The following is a 19,371-nucleotide window of genomic DNA, read 5'->3' as shown; positions in this document are numbered from 1 at the left end:
CAATAATAATCGGTTTTACCAGTTGCATTTAATCATATTCTTTCCAGAAGAATGAACGCCAAAAAAAGAAAAGCTGATCCGAAGCCTGCTTTGTGCAGTGCTTTTAGATCAGCTTTTCCTGTGTTTGATTTACATTTCTGTTTCCCCGGTAAGGGAGATTTCTGTTCCTTCAGCTGGATTTTCAGCTGTCATTCTTGCGATGATGCAGCCGGAAATGAAGCCGATTAGTGCAAATGTGAGCCAGCCCATGGATACATTATAGAGCGGCACATAGCTGGAGAGGATTTGGTCCAGCCCTCCTAAGGAAATGCCGAACCCGTGAATACCTTCCACGAAGCTCATTATGAGTGTAGAAATCATTGTGCATACATAGACTATGCGGCGCCCCTTGAAGATAGAATCAGCGAGCACGAGCAAGATGAGCACAATCGTGATTGGATACAAGAACAATAATACCGGTGTGGAGAAGGTAATTAAATTCGATAACCCCACATTAGCAACGGATACCGAGAATATGGTAAAGACAATCGCATATGTTTTATAGCTGAACTTAGGCACTAGTTTATAGAAATAAGCGGCACAGGCTGATGTGAGACCAACGCTAGTTGTCAAACAAGCAATGATAATGATGAAGGCAAGCATGATTTGACCAAGCTGTCCCATATAGTGCTTGGAGGCTCCTGAAAGGATAGGAGCTCCGTTATCAGCAAGTCCAAGTGCCGTTACCGAAGTGGAACCAATATAGGCAACGAAGATATAGACGAGTGCTAATAAACTAACGCCGATAATCCCTGATTTAAGAACAGATGTGAAGATTGCTTTCTTTGATTTTTGCCCATATAATTTCACGGCATTGATAATAAGAATGCCAAACGCTAGTGCGCCGAGCGCATCCAGTGTATTGTATCCTTGCAGGAATCCATTTACAAAGGCTGCCGTATCATAGCCTTCTTGCGGCATTGTTTGTGCGCCGAGCGGGTTTACGAAAGACATAATGATAATAAACGCGATGAAAAGCAGCATTAATGGAGATAGGATTTTGCCGATTCGTTCGACGATTTTGGATGGATTCAATGAAAGCCATAAGGAAATACCGAAAAAGAGAATCGTATAAATCAATAGTTTAATGGTTTGATTGTCACCGCCAATAAAGGGGGCAATTCCAATTTCATAAGATACAGTACCTGTTCTTGGTAGTGCAAAGAACGGTCCGATTGTTAAGTAGAGCAATAACGTATAAATAACGCCGTAAATAGGGTGAACCCTTGCCGCAAGGGGCTGTACATTATCGACGCCAGAGATGCCAATTGCTATGATGGCCAATAATGGAAGCCCCACTCCTGTAACGAGGAAACCAGCAACGGCTATCCATACATGTGTGCCGGATAATTGTCCGAGATAGGCGGGAAAGATTAGGTTTCCTCCGCCGAAAAATAAGGAAAATAGCATCAGCCCGATGATTAGGTAAGCTGATATAGGAAGTTTTTGATCCATTTGTCAGAGCACCTTTCTAGTTGTTTGAATTATCTGAATATTTTACAAGATGTGTATTAATCTCTTTAATTTGTTTTCTAACTATAACAGAAAAAAATTATTTCGTACAACGAACAAAGATTTCCAGATAATGATTCACTATCTATTGATGAGGTATTTACCTTTCTTTTACATTACTTAACAAGTGAGTCATCATCCTTTTACAATGTCCATTTATACTTTAGTTGAATTCGATAAGGAGGGATTGGATGTTGAAGAAGAAGGGGTGGCTGCTTGCAGGTGCCAGTGCACTTGTCATTACGCTTGGGGGCATCAGTCATAGGAAGAAGGGGCTAGTCTATAGACACCCTTCTTTTTTAAGATAAAACCGATTAAACAATTTAGCGATATTCTATATCTATTATTTTGACATTATGAATTTGAGAATATTTACAGGATGAAAAATGCTGGATTTTGCTTCATAATTCCTGTTTTAGCATGTAAATATTCTTAATGGTTGCATAGGGTGATTTCTTTTTCTATAATAAAAATTGGATGTATTTTGAATATTTTAGTAAAATATACATCTCGCAAACAGGGAGGGAGAACGATGAATTTATCAACTCAACTTCATGAAACGGCAGCCAAGTTTACGTCAAAACCAGCATTTATTTTTATGGATCATGAAACAAGCTATGCAGAATTTGACCATGCAGTGACACAGTTTGCTGACGGGTTGCAAAGCCTTGGCATCAAACAAGGGGATAATGTGGCATTGCTATTAGGAAACTCACCTCATTTCATCATTGGATTATATGGTTTATTCAGATTAGGGGCGACCGCCATCCCGGTAAATCCAACGTATACCCCAGATGAGATTTCTTACATATTGAAGAATGGAGACGTAAAGGCAGTTATCACGCTCGATCTCCTCATTCCAATGTTTGAGAAGATGGACCGGATGCTGCCTAGTATCGAACACTATATCATTTGTCCATCCGAGGCAGTAGAACGTCCAATACCGGAAGACCTCTTAATCAGCGGAAAAATGAAATCGTTTACAAAGATATTTGCCTTAGGAAGCGGTACATTCATAGAGCCGAAGACTGAGGACGAGGATACGGCCATTATCCTGTATACCTCCGGGACAACGGGGAAGCCGAAGGGCGCAATGCTTTCTTATAGAAACTTATACAGCAATGCACGGGATGTGGCGGATTATTTAGGTATTAATGAGAATGATCGCGTGATCACCGTATTGCCCATGTTCCATGTGTTTTGTTTGACTGTCTCTTTAAATGCACCTTTACTGAATGGGGGGACGCTTGTCATCATTCCTAAATTCAGTCCAAAGGATGTCTTTCACGCGGCGAAGAAATATGAAATTACCCTGTTTGCGGGTGTGCCGACGATGTTCAATTATTTGCTTCAATATCCTGAAGGCAATACAGAAGACTTTCGTTCATTGCGTTTCTGTATTTCCGGCGGTTCGGCCATGCCGGTTGCCCTGTTAAAGAATTTCGAAGAAAAGTTCAATGTCATCGTGTCAGAAGGATATGGCTTGTCAGAGGCTTCTCCGGTTACTTGCTTTAATCCGATTGACCGGCCGAGAAAGCCGGGCTCTATTGGAAAGTCCATTATTCATGTCGAAAATAAAGTCGTCAATGAGCTTGGTGAGGAAGTGCCGGCTGGGCAGGTAGGAGAGTTAATCGTTAAGGGGCCGAATGTCATGAAGGGTTACTATAAGCTACCGGAGGAAACAGCTGCTGCAATCAAGGATGGCTGGCTTTATACAGGAGATCTTGCCCGTATGGATGATGAGGGGTACTTCTATATTGTTGACCGCAAAAAAGATATGGTCATTGTCGGCGGATTTAATGTTTATCCGAGGGAAGTGGAGGAAGTGCTTTTTGCCCATCCTGACATTGCTGAGGTTGCCGTTATTGGTGCACCAGACCCCAATTTAGGTGAGGTCATTCGCTGCTTCGTCGTTTCGAAAAAGCCCTCCTTGACCGAAGAAGAGGTAATCGATTATTGTAAAGAACGATTGGCGAAATATAAGGTGCCAAAATCAATTGATTTCATGGAAGAGCTTCCAAAGAATACAACAGGAAAGATTTTGAGAAGGGCACTAAAAAATGCCGTTCTTCAACAATCCTGAATTCAAACCCGCAAAACTGCGGGTTTTTTATTTGGTTAAATTTGCTGATAATTCTAAATATTAATTGCAATTATGGTCCTATCAGGCTATAATTTAGCAAACAAAATCACAAACGCATAAACGCACAAAAGCGAAAAAGCGACAAAAATAGACAAAAAGAGAGGGGATACAGGAATGAAGAAAAGATGGTTAGGACTTACCGCAGCAATGGCAATCTCAATGATCCTGACAGCTTGTGGATCAGATGACACATCATCTGGAGATAGTAAAACATTTAAGGTAGGTATTTCACAATATGTAGAGCATCCATCGTTGGATGAGGCGACTAAAGGATTTAAGAAGGCGATTGAGGATGCTGGTGTCGAGGTGAAGTTCGATGAACAGAATGCTCAAGGTGATGCGACAAACAACCAGACGATTGCGACTAATTTTGCGGGAGATGGAGTGGATTTAATTTTTGCCAACGCTACCCCTAGCGCGCTTTCTGCCGCAAATGCCACAACGGATATTCCGGTCGTGTTTACCTCTGTGACAGACCCTGTCGGTGCGGAGCTTGTGAAAGATTTCGAGGCGCCTGATAAGAATGTAACAGGTACAACAGATTCTCATCCAGATGCGATTCCGAATACAGTCAAGCTAATGGCGGATATGGGATATAAAAAAGTCGGCACCGTCTATAACTCTGGTGAGCAAAACTCAGAGGTACAGGTGAAGCAGGCGGAAGAAGAGGCTGGGAAGAATGGTCTGACCTTGCAGAAAGTATCTGTCGCTACATCTGCCGAGGTGAAGCAGGCAGCTGAATCGTTGGCAGGAAAAGTGGATGCCATTATGATTGTGACAGATAATACGGTTGTCTCTGCGCTGGAATCAGTTATTTCTGTTGCAGAAGCGGAAAAAATTCCTCTCTTTGTCGGTGAGCTTGATTCTGTAGAAAGAGGCGGATTTGCAGCCTATGGGTTCAGCTACTATGATATCGGCTACCAAGCAGGAGAACAGGCTGTGCAAATTCTAAAGGATGATAAAGAAGTGAAGGATATCCCTGTGGAGGTACCGGGAGATCTTAAGCTGGTAATCAATAAGAAGGCAGCTGAAAAAATGGGAGTCGATGTCGACAGTATTAAGGAAGAAGCGGAATATATTGAATAGCCGCCAATAGAATGAATGGAAGCCTGGAATCCAAGCAGAGAGGAAGAGGAATGTGTTTACATCTGTTTTTGGGTCGGTTGAGGCCGGCATTATCTATAGTTTAATGGCTCTAGGGGTCTACTTATCTTTCAGGATATTAGATTTTCCTGATCTTACGGTTGATGGAAGTTTTGTAACAGGGGCAGCGGTCGCTGCCGTCGCAATCAGCAATGGGATAAATCCATTTTTGGCAACCGGTATGGCGATGATTGCCGGATTCATGGCTGGAATGACAACAGGATTGCTTCATACAAAAGGAAGAATTAACCCGTTATTATCAGGGATTTTAATGATGATTGCCTTGTATTCGATTAATTTACGGATTCTAGGCAAGCCGAATGTCCCTTTATCATCAGAAGAAAAGGTATTTACCGTCTTTCGTTCGTGGTTTGAGTCACTAGGCATAGATGAAGGGATGAGCTCATTCCTTAATGCCATCAGTCTATCAGGATTCATTCCCTCCACTTGGTCCATTCTCTTGCCGATGGCTGTCTTTGTTCTCATAATTAAGATTCTGCTGGACGCTTTCTTGAGAACGGAAATAGGCCTTGCCATTCGCGGAACCGGAGATAATGAACAAATGGTCAGAAGCTTCTCTGTTCATACGGATTGGACAAAGATGATTGGACTTGGTCTCGCAAATGGTCTTGTTGCTTTATCAGGCGCATTTATCGCCCAGTATAATGGTTTTGCTGATGTCGGGATGGGGATTGGCATGATTGTAATAGGCCTTGCCTCCGTTATCATTGGGGAGGCCATCTTTGGCGCTAGATCGGTTGTGAGAGCTACGTTGGCTGTTATCGGCGGGGCAATTGTGTATCGTCTTGTGGTGGCGTTTGCTTTGAAGGTTGAATTCCTCGAAGCGGGTGATATGAAGCTGATTACCGCTATTATGGTCATTGTAGCGCTTCTAATTCCTAAATGGGTTGACTCGTATAAGAAATACCGCCAGAAACGAAGCCGATTGAAACAGGCTGCTGCCATGGGCATCCAAACGGGAACAACTGGAAAGGGAGGCGAGCAGCTTGCTGCAACTAAACCAGATCAATAAAGTATTTAACGAAGGTTCTCCAGATGAGAAGATTGCCTTGAAGAATGCTAATCTCTACCTAAATGAAGGAGATTTCGTGACGGTCATCGGCAGTAATGGTGCCGGGAAATCGACCTTAATGAATTTGATATCGGGTAAATTAATTCCTGATTTCGGTACGGTCTACATTAATGGGGATGATGTGACCGGCATGGGAGAGCATAAGCGGGCACGCAAAATCGGCCGAGTCTTTCAGGACCCGCTGGCCGGAACGGCTCCTCATATGACGATTGAGGAGAATCTAGCTATTGCTTATGCCCGTACCAAAAGAGTCGGTTTTGGGTTCGGCGTAACCAATAAGAGAAGAGCATTTTTTAAGGAAAAGCTGGCCGAGCTTCATCTAGGGCTGGAAAATCGATTGTCTGCTAAAGTCGGTCTTCTCTCAGGTGGAGAGAGACAGGCGCTGTCATTATTGATGGCAACTTTCACAGAACCGGATATTCTCCTTCTTGATGAGCATACAGCGGCGCTTGATCCATCCAGGGCTGCCTTGATTACAGAGCTCACAAAGCAGCTTGTTCAAAGGCATAAACTGACGACTTTGATGGTCACGCATAATATGCAGCAGGCTCTTGACCTTGGAAGCCGGCTGATCATGATGGATGGCGGAGAAATTATTTATGAGGCAGATAGCGTCGTGAAGGAAACGCTTACAGTTGAGAAGCTCCTGGCTGAGTTCCAGAAATTGAAACGCGATTCAAATATATCAGACCGGTCCCTGCTGGGATAATAGAAGCTTGCGAATAAATGTCTGGCCTCGGGCCAGGCATTTTGCCGTATAGCCAACTTAGATGAAGGATAGGGGGTATAGGGGAATGGAAGAAGTACAGGCAGGCTATATGAGGTCATCTGACTTTATGAGCGGCCTAAAGGCCGGAATGAGTATCGCTATCGGTTATTTTCCGGTTGCGGTCACTTTCGGTCTGCTGTCCAAATCAACCGGTCTGACCCTTGCAGAGACTTTATCGATGAGTCTTATTGTATATGCTGGGGCTGCACAATACATAGCATTGAATTTATTGTCACTTGGAATCGGAATTGCTGAGATTATTTTGGCGACCTTCATCCTCAATAGCAGGCATTTTCTTATGTCAGCTTCCATTCAGGCAAGAGCAGCAAAGGATCCGTCATGGAAGAAACTCATTTATGCCTTTGGTATTACAGATGAGACCTTCTCTGTTGCCTCTTTAAGGTCGGGCAAGATTACAGCAGGGTTTATGTTTGGACTGGGCGGAATCGCCTATGGAAGCTGGGCATTGAGCACACTGCTCGGATACTTGTTTGGAGCAAGCCTGCCGGATGTATTGAAAGAGAGTATGGGAATTGCCTTGTATGCTATGTTTATTGCCTTGCTTATTCCGCCGTTATCGAAGAGCCGCAAGGTTTTGTCCTTGGCTTTAAGCGGGGCGGGATTGAATTTTCTGCTCAGTTCTTTTGATCTTCTTTCAACAGGCTGGTCCTTGATTGCTTCCGCCTTATTGGCATCGGTCGGAGTCGAATGGCTTAATGGGAGCAAAAGGAGGAGTAAGGAAGCATGAGTGTATCCATTTTTCTATTGATTGTTGGGATGGGGCTGGCTACGTATCTTCCGCGTATGCTTCCTTTCTGGCTTATGAAGGAGGGGGCTTTACCACCGTTTTGGATGCGTGTACTCGAAAATATTCCTTATGCTACGCTTGGCGCTTTGATTTTTCCCGGAGTCCTCTATATTCAAGAGAATATTTGGGCAGGGCTTGTTGGCGGTTTATCTGCTGTTATCATCGCCTTGCTTGGGGCCAACGTGATTGTGGTCGTGCTTGGTTCAATTGCTGTCTTAGCGGGTCTTTCCTTGTATATGTAGAAGAAACCTCCAGCCAAGACTTGGCTGGAGGTTTCAAAATTTATTGAGCGATGAATAGCTGTGTCCAGTAGTGGCGGTAATCACCGCCAGAGACATAACCTACACCGATATGTGTATATTTCTTTGAAAGGATATTAGCTTTATGGCCAGAGCTGTTCATCCATGATTTAACGACAGCTGCTGGAGTCGTCTGTCCGGCGGCGATATTCTCACCGGCTGCTGTATAAGAAATGCCAAACTTTTTGAGCATATTAAAAGGCGTTCCATAGGTAGGGCTTGTATGAGAGAAGTAGCCTTTATCACGCATATCCTTGGATTTCGTTTCTGCAACATTATTTAGTTTCGAGGAGCTCTTCAATGCTTTTAATCCGGCAGCTGCTCGTTCTTTGTTCACGAGCTTCACAACCTGCTCTTCAAACGTTGGTGTGTAGGATCCAATTTTGAATTTAGAGGAAACAACCCATCCGACAGTAGAACCGGATTTCACCTTGTAACGTTCGCCACTCTTACCCACAATCGTGACGTTTGTTTTAGCATTTAAGGTTTTCAATACTGTACTCTTGGTGCTTGTTGTTTTGTAGATTTTTTGCTTGCTCAAGGAATGAGCAGATTGACTGACCTTGCTTTTCAGTACCCATCCGGTTTTGCCGGAAGCTTTTGTTTTGTAGTAACCGTTCTTCAGTGTACCCGTATCAATTGAAAGGGCTTTACCCGTAGATAGTGTAAGTAAAGTAGATGAGTTGCTCTTCGCGGATGCTTTCAAGCTTGTTTTGGCTTTCACGTAGAGTGTTTTTGCCGTTGCTGCTTCTGCGTCTGGAATGCGAATAGCGGTTAATGCGGCTAGAAATAGAATCATGGATAGCAAGACTGGCAATATCTTTTTCATTAAGCTGATTTCCCCCTAGAATACATGTTGCTAATTCTTAGACTTATCGTATTATGACAAAAAACGATAAAATTCTTTAGCACGATAAGAGTCTAGTAGATTAATATGAGAAATACAAGAGGCTTTAGTAGGATTTAAGGTGAGTGGAAAAGATCGTTTAGGTAAATCGCCGATTGCCTATATAAAAGGCTTCACATGGTCAAACTATGCTAGGTTCTAACTTGTCTGTATATGGACATATATATAGATGAAAATTCAGGAAGGGGGAGAATAACGATTGAAGAAAAAGTGGTTTATGGCCGCAGTTGGCTTATTTCTTCTGTATGTGTTCTCCATCTATATCTATCTGTTCCATGGTGCCGATACAAGCATACCTGATGCCTTAAATGGTACAAGTGTCGACCCTAAGACTTTTATGGATGGCGAAACACTAGAGGATAGCGAGGCTTATTCGAAAATCAGGAACTTCTTCTTTTTCATCAGTACGCCTTTGGAATGGCTGTTTTATGGAATTGTGCTTGTAACGGGTCTTTCTAAGAGGCTGGACAGATGGGGAAGGATGTCATGGAAGAGACAATTTGTGCAGACGGGCGCTTATGTTTTTTGGCTTTCCTTATTGCTGTTTGTTGTCTTTTTGCCGCTATCTTATGTACGCTATAAGATTTCCTTGTCTTATGGGATATCTACACAAGCATTTTCCTCATGGATGAAGGATAACCTGATTGAATTCTGGGTTGATTATGCAATGACCGCTGTTGTGGTGATGGTTTTGTACTGGCTCATCCGCAAAAGCCCCAAACGATGGTGGCTGTTTGGCTGGCTGCTTTCGATTCCATTTACGGTTTTTGTCATGTTCATCCAGCCGGTTGTGATTGATCCTTTGTACAATGACTTTTATCCATTGCAAAACAAGGAGCTTGAGGAAAAGATCCTAGCACTCGCGGATAAGGCGGATATCCCGGCTGACCATGTCTACGAGGTGAATATGTCCGAGAAGACCAATGCACTGAATGCTTATGTGACCGGTGTAGGATCTAATTCACGTATAGTGCTTTGGGATACGACCCTTAACAGCCTAGACGATGATGAAATTCTCTTCATAATGGCTCATGAAATGGCCCATTACGTCGAAAAGCATATATATATTGGTATTGCAGGATATTTGCTTTTAACACTTGTGGGACTCTGGCTCACCGATAAGTGGATGAAGCGGGCTATTCGAAAGCGGGGAGATCTTTATCAACTTGAGTCGAAGCAGGAGATTGCCTCCTTGCCGCTCTTTCTGTTGATTACCTCAATTCTCTTGTTTGCCGCAAACCCAATCACCAATTATGTATCACGTGTACAGGAAACGAGGGCAGATGAATATGCTCTTAAGATGACGGATAATCCGGATGCAGCTATTACCTCATTCCAGAAGCTTTCGGAAAGCGGCTTAAGTCAAATGAATCCGCCATATCTTGTCAAACTGTTCCGCAACAGTCATCCATCGATGCTTGAGAGAATCCAGCTTGTCAAACAATATGAGAAGAATCATCATTAAGATAAAGGATATTCGATTCAAGAGGAAACGGGTTCCTTTCTTCTCCTTGCCTTTTATGGAAGGAGCATATGGCTCTTGATCTCAGTGGTCATGCTAGGGGTTGGCATATTGGTATTCATTTAGAGCATCGAAGAAAGATTCACTAGTTATTCGAAGGCTGTCTGCATTTATGCAGACAGCCTTCGATGTTGGCCTTTATTTGTAATCCGTCATAATAAAAACGCCTCCTGCAGTGGAAGAGGCGTTTTTATTGGTCCATTTATTAATTCCCGAAGTTCTTCTCTAATTCAATCAGTTCAGAGGATAATTGAAGGAATAACTCTTTATCCTTTTTGTCTAAGGCCAGATCAATCTGGTCCTTAAGTTTTCGCTTTGCATGGGTTAATTGGGCTTCGTAAATCATCATATCCACTAATACTTCTTCAGTTAGTCCCTGGGCAGCAGTCACATCAGCGTTGACAATATCTGTATTTGCTTTTTCGTGATTCATATGAATCCCCCCGTTGCTTTTTTTTATTATATAGCAGTTGGGGAGAAAAAACAACTGAATGTTTTAATAATTCTGATAATTATTTTGTTTTTAATCTAGCATAAACTAATATTTGGATTTTTTTGACAAAATATGACTTATTTACTATATGGTATGGTATATTGTTACTAAGGTAGTAAATTTGTCTTGAATAAGGAGGAAGTCATGGAAGAACGCTTCATAAATCAAAAGGAAGAGTATGAAATAAGTCCTTACACGTTTGCTGTGATCCCAGTGGAATATGGCTATAAAACGTATTCAAAAATCATCGAATTCGATGAAGAATTCCTTGTTCCGCAAAAGCCGCTTGATGTCGTTAAAACAAGCTGCAAGTATTTTGGATCAAGTTTCGATGGCAGGTGTGAAGGGACGAAGGAGCTCCTGAATATCTCGCATAAGGTTCCAATTGCTCTCGACCCGGCAAATGGCCTGTTCTTTTTTCCGACGACTTCTCCTCATAGGGATACGTGCGTTTGGCTATCCTATGAACATATCGTTTCGAGAATCCGCATCGCACCTGCCAAAACGCAGATTAACTTCCGGAACAAGCAGTCCATTCTGATTCCGGTTTCCTACAGTATCATCGAGAATCAGATGCTTCGGACTGCATTATTGAAGTCAAAGCTTCATCAAAAAATGGAGGAGACCGTCAGGCAGACTAACTATTTGTATAATTACATGCAGGTGAATGATGGACATTCGGCGTTTCATTTGAAGGGAGCTTTATCTGAATCCTCCCGCAATGGTTTTGATAAACATTAAGCATCCTTCTTTCCCTGCCATTGCTTAATGAAATAGTACTCTAATAATTCCTGAACTTTATTGCGAATACGCGGGTTAAAGTAATTATGATATTCCTCATACCCTTTATATAGAAAGAGAAATAATGTGAAGGATTCATCCCTTTTTGATTCTTCGACCTTTAGCTGATGGGTCCTCATATAGCGGCTCACAGCTTTTAACTCATGCTGAACCTGCTTCATTGTTTCCTCAATTAAAAGAACGTAAGGCTGTTTTAGTTTGAATGGTGCCGCCTCAACGGCTTTCAAATCTCTCGTGAGAATTGTAAGCACCATCGGCAAATAAATAGCCTTTTCCATTATATTTCGATCTTCGGTGGGGATGCGGGTCATTTGGAATCGCGTCCTTTCAAATGTATTAATACGAACATATGTTTGTATATAGGATAATAGGTCCAGTGATTTTTGACAAGTTTAATTTCTGCCGAAAGATGATATATAGTACTATCTGATATAATAAGTATGAAGGTAATGAGTTCGTCTAATCCAATGAGCGGAAATGAAATTACCTATTATGAACTGACTGACAGCAGTCATTGATTGGTGAGGAGATTTTATGGATTTAAGCTGGTTGACCGAATGGCTAACAATGGAACGGCTTGCGGAATTAATAAGCGATTACCGGAATTTAGGGCCGATACCAGGCTTATTATTGCCCTTTTTAGAAGCATTCTTACCGTTTCTTCCTTTATTTGTATTCGTTACGGCTAATGCTAATGCATTCGGCCTTTGGATAGGGTTTTTATTATCTTGGACAGGCGCGGTGGCAGGTGCGATGGTCGTCTTTTATTTGGCGAGAATGTACGGCCGGAAGCGGACAACCTCCTTTGTGCACAGGCATCCAGCCGTCCAAAAGGCGATGAGCTGGATAGATCGGCATGGGTTTGGGCCTTTATTCATCCTTCTGTGCTTTCCTTTCACTCCGTCAGCAATCGTCAATATCGTCAGCGGCTTGTCGGACATCAGCCCAAAACAATATATGATTGCGGTCTTTGGCGGGAAGATGGTTATGATCTTTACCATCAGCTATATCGGCCACGATATCATGTCGCTCATTCGAGAGCCGATTAAATCTGTCATTATGGGTGTGATTATCTTTATTCTTTGGATAGTCGGCAAACAGGTGGAGATTCGATTGAATAAGACGGGACAGAAGGAACATTCCTAAAGGAACGGAGGGGGCACGATGTCTCCAAGGAGGAAGGGACTGCTTTATTGGTGCATTGGATTTGTCTGTGGAATTGTCCTGCTTGTGCAGGTGCAGAATCATTTGTACTCCAATTACCGAGTGGAGGGCAAATCGATGACCCCGACCTTGGAGGAGGGAAACCGCTTAATTGTCACCAAGGCTGGATTTGATGAAAGGGATATAGAACATTTTGATATTATCGTCTTTCATAAGAATAAGCGGGAGGATTATGTGAAGCGGGTAATCGGCTTGCCGGGAGATGAGATCACATACAGAAATGGATTTCTCTATATTAACGAGCAGTATATAGAGGAATTGTACATAAGGGATGAGGCTGATTTAGGAACTGGATCTGCTCAAACAGGTTCATTCACGCTGAAGTCCTTGATGGGTGTGGATAAGGTGCCTGAAGGGATGCTTTTTGTTCTTGGGGACAATCGCGATAAGAGCTATGACAGCCGCCATTTCGGCTTTGTTCCGGTCGATGAGGTTGTTGGGAAGGTAAATATGAGATATTGGCCGCTCACGGAATGGCAGGCTGACTTCTAGTTCCGTTTGCTTTGTCTGAATATTTAACTTATAATAAGAAGACCAATGATTAAAGGAGGTGTAGAGATGAATCGTTCTGTTAAGGCATGTTTGCAATGGCTGGAAGACCTGTCATTGATTCGTGCCATTTTTCATGCTGAAATTCGCCAAGGGGGAAGTCTGCCCAATTTTACCGAATTTCATATGAAAACAGTACGATTATAAGTCTCTATACCCAGCGGAATAACAAAGCTAGAAGCCATGGGAAGTCTTATAATGACTTTTCCATGGCTTTTTTTATTAAAGGGTATGGACATGAAAAAGGAGTTCATACAAATGATACTATGCAGTGTACGTGATATCGGAAAAAGCTATGGAGGAACCTATATATTTGAGAACGTAACCTTTGAAATCAAAGAGGGGGAAAGAATCGGGATTGTCGGGCCAAATGGCTGCGGCAAATCAACGATTCTGAAGCTATTGGCAGGGCAGGAGAATCTGGACACGGGAGCTATTCACATGAAAAAGGGCACCTCTGCCGGATTGTTAGCACAAATCCAGTCCGCAGCGAAGGAAGAAGTTGTGTATGAGTGTTTGCTCTCTGCCTTTGCGAAAGAACTGCAATGGAAAAGGCAATTGAGCGAATTAGAGGGAAGGCTGTCCACCGAGCAGGACGAAATTATGGCGGAGCGTCTTCTGAAGCAGTATGGAGACCTTCAGGAGCAATTTGAAGAAGCCGGTGGCTATGAGCTCGACAGCCGTGTGATGAAAGTGGCAACAGGGCTTGGGCTCGAGCCTTTATTGAAGAAGGAATTTGGCGCATTGAGCGGAGGGGAGCAGACCAAGGTTGGTCTTGGATTATTGCTCCTGCAAAATCCGAATTTGCTGCTCCTTGATGAACCGACAAATCATTTAGACATTCTGGCGGTGGAATGGCTGGAGCATTATTTACTTTCTTATGCGGGAACAGTCGTAATTGTATCCCATGACCGATTCTTTCTGGATAAGACAGTTAGCAAAATCATGGATATGGATGGTTCAGAAGTGCATGTGTATGCCGGGAATTATACGGCCTTCGCAGAAGAAAAGGAAAAGCGTCTGTTCATTGAATTTGCTGAGTATAAGGAACAGCAGCGGAAGATCAAGAAGATGAAGGAGGCCATCAAGCGCCTGCGGGAGTGGGCGAACCAGGCAAACCCGCCAAGTGCGGCTCTTCACAGGCGGGCAACGAATATGGAGCGTGCCCTAGAGCGCATGGAGAAGTTGAAGAAGCCTGTCCTGGAAAAGCGTAAGATTGGCCTTGAACTTGATATGGCAGACAGAAGCGGGAAGGACGTTATTCAGCTATCAGCTGTCTCGAAGCAATTTGACGGTAATAAACTGTTCCATGATGTTAATCTCCACCTACAATATGGAGAAAAGGCAGCCATCGTTGGAGCAAATGGAACAGGGAAATCAACCATTCTGAAAATGATACTTGGAGAGGAAAAAGCGGACCAAGGAGTTGTGAAATGCGGAAGCAACTTGAAGATTGGTTATCTGTCCCAACATTTATTCAGGGATGAGAAGGACTTGACCATCCTCGAGCGCTTTCGCCGCGAGGTTAGTGTAACGGAAGGGGAGGCCAGGCATATCCTGGCACGCTTCCTCTTCTATGGACCAAAGGTCTTTCAAAAAATCACGCAATTAAGCGGCGGTGAACGAATGCGTCTAAGGCTTGCCGAATTGATGTATCAGGATATCAATTTTCTCATCCTCGATGAACCGACCAACCATTTAGATATTGATTCAAGAGAAGTGCTTGAGGATGCACTCGCTGAATTCGAGGGAACAATCCTTGCAGTCAGCCATGATCGTTACTTACTCAATAAGTTATTTCCGAAAACGTATTGGTTAAGTAATCAGCAATTGGTTACCTATGTTGGGAACTATTCTTACGCAAGGGAGAGAGCGGACCGCTTGCCGCAAGCAGTTGAGCCAAGGGTGAGCTTCAACAAAGCAGAAAACAAATTAGAGATGTTAGAGAAAAGAATAGAGAAGGTAGAAACGTCCTTATGTGAGATTTCAGAAAAGCTTCAAAAGGGAAACGATACAGAAATCCTGAGAAAATTAACGAAGCAGCAGGGGGAATTGATGAGGAGGCGTGAAGAACTTTATGAAGAGCTTGCCTCTGTTTTGGATGGCGAGAGCTAGACATAAGTTAGGCTGGTCTCAAAATAGTTATTGCTTCCATATAAAAGGTGAACTATATAAGATAAATAGAGAGGGTTTAGTGGAGGGATAACAAATGAAAAAATTTTACTTGGCCGTCACTTATGATGTCTGTGAGCATAATGATCTTTTTATAGACATGAACGAATATATCCTGGATTTAACGAAGGATGTAGAGGAACAAATTAAGGAATTGGCCAAGGTGGATGTGGCTCCTTTGGTTAAGGTATATGAATCGGATACACGTGAATTTAAAGAGTATAGACTATACAAGGAATTCATCTTCAAGGAATATGAGTGTGGTTGTGAGGAAAGTGAATGTTAGTCAATAAAGGACTTTGTTAATTCTAGTAAAAAAGAGCTGTTATCAGCTCTTTTTTTGCTCATATGCAAATGGAGAGGGCAGCAGGATGAGGAAAGCTATCTCGATTTAATATTCAAATAACAAAGAGGTGATTAAGGTGAATCGCACCCCAAAGATAATGGAACAATTACTGGATGAGGAAATAGATGAACAGGAATTTGTGGATATAATCGATGACATTTATAAGCAAGATTGTTATATATATGCCATTATTCCTGATTGGGAGGAGGATTTGCTAAATCAGCTGTCGGATGATTTTGTTGTAATCCAAAAGATTAAATTCCCCTTAATACAGATCTTCCCAAGGACGATTGGACTTTTGGGGTATGTGAAGGATCGTAAGAAACAATATGTTTACGAGTTTTATTTAAGGTCTTCAACAATAGACTTTTTTATTTTTTCGGAGTTAGATATATCCCAGCATTTAAATCAAATTAGCAAGAAAAACCTTGATTTAGGTGAACTCTTTAAAGCACTCAAAGTTCCCCACATAACCGTAGGGCCGGATGGTCAATGGCTGACGATTGTAGAATATTGAGATTTTGCTCTTAATCTAGTTAATGAGGCATGAATTCAAGAAGGATTCATGCCCTTTATTGTTGAATTCCATATGGGAGTATATTTCAGTGACTATCAGAATATATAATTGTTTGCTTTATGCAGATGGGGGAGATAAATGAAGCTGAAAAAAATAATGTTGATAGCTGGCGTGGGTTTGGCAGTGACAGCTCCTTTGTTTACGATGCTTTATCGGGACGGTTTGATTTTGGACATGGCAGGTATACATCTTGATAATCCCTTAGCAGAAAAAGTTACTGTGGAGGAAAAGTATGCAAGGGTTGATCAAAATCAGAATACGGTGGCTGATCCGCTGGACATCGTGAATGCTGCGAGGGAAGAAGTGGAGAATCGAACACGTTACAAGAGTGCTTATTATGAAGGCGGTTATCCTCCAGACAGCGAGGGAGTATGCACAGATGTTATTTGGAGAGGATTGGCAGGAGCGGGCATCCATTTAAAAGAGTTGATGGATCAAGATATTCAAGAACATTCGTCTTTATATCCACGGGTAGGGGAAAACCCTGATCCTCATATTGATTTCAGGAGGGTTCCTAATCAGCATGTCTTTTTTGAGCGATTTGCCGAATCCCTTACGACCGAATTGATTCCTAATGATCCAGAGAATTTAGCGGAGTGGCAGCCTGGGGATATTGTCATCTATTTGGAGGGGACAGACCATGCCGGCATCATTTCTGATAAAAGGGCCAAAGATGGCATCCCTTATTTAATTCATAACACCCCTCCTTTTGCATCGGAAATTAAATTAACTTCTTATCAACAACCAATTGTAGGTCATTATAGATGGAAATATTGATTGAAAATAGAAAAGGGCATTTATTGCTCCAGGTCAGAAGAATAGCAGGGGTCAGTAGAAGATGAGGAGAATCAGAAAAGTAGGCAGATTTCTTAAAGATGTCCTAATAGATATTATCGTAGAGATAGTTTGGAATATCATCATGTTTATACCAAGAATGATTATACGCTTCATAAGTCACCTTTAGTGAAGTGATTGGCAGAAAAGTATTAATGAGAATGATAGAACGGACTGGGGGTCTGTAAATAATAATAGTTACATTAGCATAGCTGTTTGAGAAATCCAGGCAATAAAAAACTGGACATCAGTCCAGTTTCGGATAACGGGTGCCATCGGTATCGGTGACAATGATTTCTTCTTTCAGCTCATTTAAGCCAATCATAATGGTTGGATTTGCCTCAGAGGACCCATTCGCAAAACTCCGTACCGTGATAGTGGTTCGGTTGTTTTCGTTCTCCACGTTTACCACTTCTAGGTTAGAGCCTTTCATTACCTCACCAAGGGAGAGGACGATAGCGGGATTGCCCTCTGAAATCGTGTGAATGGAATAACCTCGGACAGACGCATTTCGCTGAAGGGCATCATACTCGCTGGAAAGAGAAGAGTCCGTATAGCCATCAGTTCCTTGCTTGTCGAGCACCCAATAGTTTGTTTCCCCTGCCAACAATGGAGTGACGAGCAAGAGGCCTGCCCAGCCGGCCAGAAGAACCAGCCCGATTCGCTTGATGAACGGAAAGCGAATAGTCAGAGCGAGCAAGACACTGACGATGCCAATGCCGATGGCCATGAAACCAAACGGAATGCCATCCCATCCACCGATGAGGGCGATGCTTGCCAACAAAAGCATGACGGCTGCCCCGCCGACCATAAGCGATCGATAAAGCGGGGAAATCAATTTGGATATATAGTAAGTCATGGCATAGCAGCCTATTCCGGCTAAGATACCGGCTGCAAGGAATAAATTTAGATAATTCATGAGTAATCCTCCTTTCTCTCATTTTTATTCGATAAAATGGATGGTTCTTCCTGCTTGTGGAGGTACAGTTACGAAACAGGTGTTCATTTCCTTTTGCAGGTTAACGGAAGATTGGAATGGCAGAAAGAAGGATTAACGATCCATTGTGTTGAAGATGGTATTTAAAACAAAGAGGAGGGACTATTAATGGTTTTGCAAAGGGTTAGCTTGATTACAATTGGTGCAACCAATGTGCCTGATTTACGTTCGTTTTACAAAAAATTAGGTTGGGAAGAAACGGGGACAAGCTCTGATCATTACGCTGTCTTTAAAACGGCAGGCGTCCTGCTTTCCCTGTTTCCTATTGAGGAATTGGCTAAGGATGCGGGAGTAGAAATAAATCAAAATGCAGATACCTTTCGAGGAGTATCCTTTGCTGTCAACGTCAATAAACCTGAGGAAGTGGATACAACCATTGATACGATTAGAAAAGCGGGCGGCAATATTTTAAGAGAACCAAGTGATGCCTTCTGGGGCGGGAGAACAGCTTATTTTGCGGATCCTGAAAACAATCTTTGGGAGATTGCGTGGAATCCGGAATCCGTATTTGATGAACGCGGTGCGATGATTTCTTTTTAATCTCTCTCCTGATTCTGTCTTTAGCCAGATGGCCGGGTTTCTTATTCTGCAAACGGGATAATCTAGAGTAGGGCTGATGATTGAGAAGATAATTGGAAAGTGAGATTGCATTGGGTGGACCAATAGAATTATTTTTGGCCTTCAAAAAACGGAGGTGCTGTTATGCAGCCGAAGCAAATGCATATCCGAAGGTTTGAAGAAAAGGATTTCTTTCATATACAGCAGTTAAATGAAGAGGAAGGATGGACGAATCTAGCAGAGAAATCCGAGGAGACAAGGGCTGCCTGGAAACATTCTGATATCGCCTTCGTGGCTGAATGTAATGGAGTGATGGCCGGGTATATTCGCGGTCTTACAGATGGGATGGTCACCCTTTATGTATGCGAGCTGCTTGTGAAGAAGGAGTACCGAGGCTGTGATATTGGAAAGGCCTTGCTAAAGCATGCCCATAGCTTCTATCCGAAGACGCGGATGGAGCTGATGGCCAGTTCAACATCCAAAACCTATTATGAACAGCTGGGATTCCGCTCGTTCAGCGGATATAGAATCACGATACCAGAGTGGGAAAAATAAAAACGTCAGCGGGAGAATGTCTTGAACCCG

22 protein-coding genes are annotated in these 19,371 nt (G+C 42.7%); 17 read left to right on the top strand and 5 right to left on the bottom strand.

Annotated features, from left to right (window positions below):
- Positions 1-129: 129 nt before the first annotated feature.
- A complete protein-coding gene (gene brnQ, locus AC622_RS15375) occupies positions 130-1,494 on the bottom strand; it encodes a branched-chain amino acid transport system II carrier protein (protein WP_049671867.1) in 1,365 nt (454 codons plus the stop codon).
- Positions 1,495-2,083: 589 nt separating this feature from the next.
- Between brnQ and AC622_RS15370 the strand changes: the two genes are divergently transcribed.
- The 6 genes from AC622_RS15370 to AC622_RS15345 all read left to right on the top strand — a co-directional run bounded on the left by AC622_RS15370 (position 2,084) and on the right by AC622_RS15345 (position 7,749).
- Positions 2,084-3,634: a fatty acid--CoA ligase family protein gene (locus AC622_RS15370; protein WP_049671866.1), complete on the top strand. Its 1,551-nt coding sequence runs from the start codon at positions 2,084-2,086 to the stop codon at positions 3,632-3,634.
- A gap of 174 nt (positions 3,635-3,808) precedes the next feature.
- Complete coding sequence (locus AC622_RS15365) at positions 3,809-4,780, top strand: ABC transporter substrate-binding protein (protein WP_049671865.1); 972 nt, start codon at positions 3,809-3,811, stop codon at positions 4,778-4,780.
- A gap of 52 nt (positions 4,781-4,832) precedes the next feature.
- Positions 4,833-5,870 carry an ABC transporter permease gene (locus AC622_RS15360; protein WP_049671864.1) on the top strand — a complete coding sequence of 346 codons (1,038 nt, stop codon included), beginning with the start codon at positions 4,833-4,835 and terminating at the stop codon, positions 5,868-5,870.
- Positions 5,845-6,639, top strand: coding sequence for an ABC transporter ATP-binding protein (locus AC622_RS15355; RefSeq protein WP_049671863.1), 795 nt, complete (start codon positions 5,845-5,847; stop codon positions 6,637-6,639). The genes AC622_RS15360 and AC622_RS15355 overlap by 26 nt, the downstream gene beginning before the upstream one ends.
- 85 nt (positions 6,640-6,724) lie before the next feature.
- Positions 6,725-7,447 (top strand): AzlC family ABC transporter permease, encoded by a 723-nt coding sequence (locus tag AC622_RS15350; RefSeq protein ID WP_049671862.1) that lies wholly within the window; start codon positions 6,725-6,727, stop codon positions 7,445-7,447.
- Entirely contained in the window at positions 7,444-7,749 is a 306-nt protein-coding gene (locus AC622_RS15345; RefSeq protein ID WP_049671861.1) for an AzlD domain-containing protein, read from the top strand. Before AC622_RS15350 ends, AC622_RS15345 begins: the two co-directional genes overlap by 4 nt.
- Before the next feature lie 40 nt (positions 7,750-7,789).
- Here the strand turns inward: AC622_RS15345 and AC622_RS21435 are convergent, their stop codons facing one another.
- The gene (locus AC622_RS21435; RefSeq protein ID WP_049673007.1) at positions 7,790-8,299 is read right to left on the bottom strand and encodes a CAP domain-containing protein; all 510 of its coding nucleotides are present in this window, start codon (positions 8,297-8,299) and stop codon (positions 7,790-7,792) included.
- A 613-nt stretch (positions 8,300-8,912) separates the two neighbouring features.
- Between AC622_RS21435 and AC622_RS15335 the strand changes: the two genes are divergently transcribed.
- Positions 8,913-10,178, top strand: coding sequence for a M48 family metallopeptidase (locus AC622_RS15335; protein WP_331456715.1), 1,266 nt, complete (start codon positions 8,913-8,915; stop codon positions 10,176-10,178).
- A 262-nt stretch (positions 10,179-10,440) separates the two neighbouring features.
- Here AC622_RS15335 and AC622_RS15330 read toward each other — a convergent pair whose 3' ends face one another.
- Positions 10,441-10,668, bottom strand: a complete 228-nt coding sequence (locus tag AC622_RS15330; RefSeq protein ID WP_049671860.1) for an IDEAL domain-containing protein — start codon at positions 10,666-10,668, stop codon at positions 10,441-10,443.
- 204 nt (positions 10,669-10,872) lie between these two features.
- Here AC622_RS15330 and AC622_RS15325 point away from each other — a divergent pair, with 204 nt between their 5' ends.
- Positions 10,873-11,469, top strand: coding sequence for a competence protein ComK (locus AC622_RS15325; protein WP_053103772.1), 597 nt, complete (start codon positions 10,873-10,875; stop codon positions 11,467-11,469).
- On the opposite strand, the gene AC622_RS15320 is transcribed toward AC622_RS15325, so the two are convergent.
- Positions 11,466-11,840, bottom strand: a complete 375-nt coding sequence (locus AC622_RS15320) for a hypothetical protein (RefSeq protein WP_049671859.1) — start codon at positions 11,838-11,840, stop codon at positions 11,466-11,468. The genes AC622_RS15325 and AC622_RS15320 overlap by 4 nt on opposite strands.
- A 223-nt stretch (positions 11,841-12,063) precedes the next feature.
- Here AC622_RS15320 and AC622_RS15315 point away from each other — a divergent pair, with 223 nt between their 5' ends.
- The 7 genes from AC622_RS15315 to AC622_RS15290 all read left to right on the top strand — a co-directional run bounded on the left by AC622_RS15315 (position 12,064) and on the right by AC622_RS15290 (position 17,174).
- Entirely contained in the window at positions 12,064-12,675 is a 612-nt protein-coding gene (locus AC622_RS15315) for a TVP38/TMEM64 family protein (protein ID WP_049671858.1), read from the top strand.
- Positions 12,676-12,693: 18 nt separating this feature from the next.
- Positions 12,694-13,245, top strand: a complete 552-nt coding sequence (lepB, locus tag AC622_RS15310) for a signal peptidase I (RefSeq protein ID WP_049671857.1) — start codon at positions 12,694-12,696, stop codon at positions 13,243-13,245.
- 66 nt (positions 13,246-13,311) lie between these two features.
- Positions 13,312-13,449, top strand: coding sequence for an RAxF-45 family protein (locus AC622_RS21065; protein ID WP_156185643.1), 138 nt, complete (start codon positions 13,312-13,314; stop codon positions 13,447-13,449).
- Between the two features lie 111 nt (positions 13,450-13,560).
- Entirely contained in the window at positions 13,561-15,417 is a 1,857-nt protein-coding gene (gene abc-f, locus AC622_RS15305; protein ID WP_442853810.1) for a ribosomal protection-like ABC-F family protein, read from the top strand.
- A gap of 94 nt (positions 15,418-15,511) precedes the next feature.
- Positions 15,512-15,760 (top strand): hypothetical protein, encoded by a 249-nt coding sequence (locus AC622_RS15300; protein ID WP_049671855.1) that lies wholly within the window; start codon positions 15,512-15,514, stop codon positions 15,758-15,760.
- A gap of 136 nt (positions 15,761-15,896) precedes the next feature.
- Positions 15,897-16,337 carry a hypothetical protein gene (locus AC622_RS15295; RefSeq protein WP_049671854.1) on the top strand — a complete coding sequence of 147 codons (441 nt, stop codon included), beginning with the start codon at positions 15,897-15,899 and terminating at the stop codon, positions 16,335-16,337.
- Between the two features lie 138 nt (positions 16,338-16,475).
- Positions 16,476-17,174, top strand: coding sequence for a DUF1287 domain-containing protein (locus AC622_RS15290; protein WP_082197164.1), 699 nt, complete (start codon positions 16,476-16,478; stop codon positions 17,172-17,174).
- Between the two features lie 304 nt (positions 17,175-17,478).
- Here the strand turns inward: AC622_RS15290 and AC622_RS15285 are convergent, their stop codons facing one another.
- The gene (locus AC622_RS15285) at positions 17,479-18,150 is read right to left on the bottom strand and encodes a hypothetical protein (protein ID WP_049671853.1); all 672 of its coding nucleotides are present in this window, start codon (positions 18,148-18,150) and stop codon (positions 17,479-17,481) included.
- Positions 18,151-18,336: 186 nt separating this feature from the next.
- On the opposite strand from AC622_RS15285, the gene AC622_RS15280 reads away from it, so the two are divergent.
- On the top strand, positions 18,337-18,768 hold the full coding sequence (locus tag AC622_RS15280; RefSeq protein ID WP_049671852.1) for a VOC family protein: 432 nt from the start codon (positions 18,337-18,339) through the stop codon (positions 18,766-18,768).
- A 162-nt stretch (positions 18,769-18,930) separates the two neighbouring features.
- Positions 18,931-19,341, top strand: a complete 411-nt coding sequence (locus tag AC622_RS15275; protein ID WP_049671851.1) for a GNAT family N-acetyltransferase — start codon at positions 18,931-18,933, stop codon at positions 19,339-19,341.
- Positions 19,342-19,371 lie beyond the last annotated feature (30 nt).

The sequence above is a fragment of the Bacillus sp. FJAT-27916 genome (genome assembly GCF_001183965.1).
Classification (GTDB): Bacteria; Bacillota; Bacilli; order Bacillales; family Pradoshiaceae; genus Pradoshia.
Note: the sequence above shows the minus strand (reverse complement) of the source record. Positions and strands in the feature narration are given on the sequence as shown.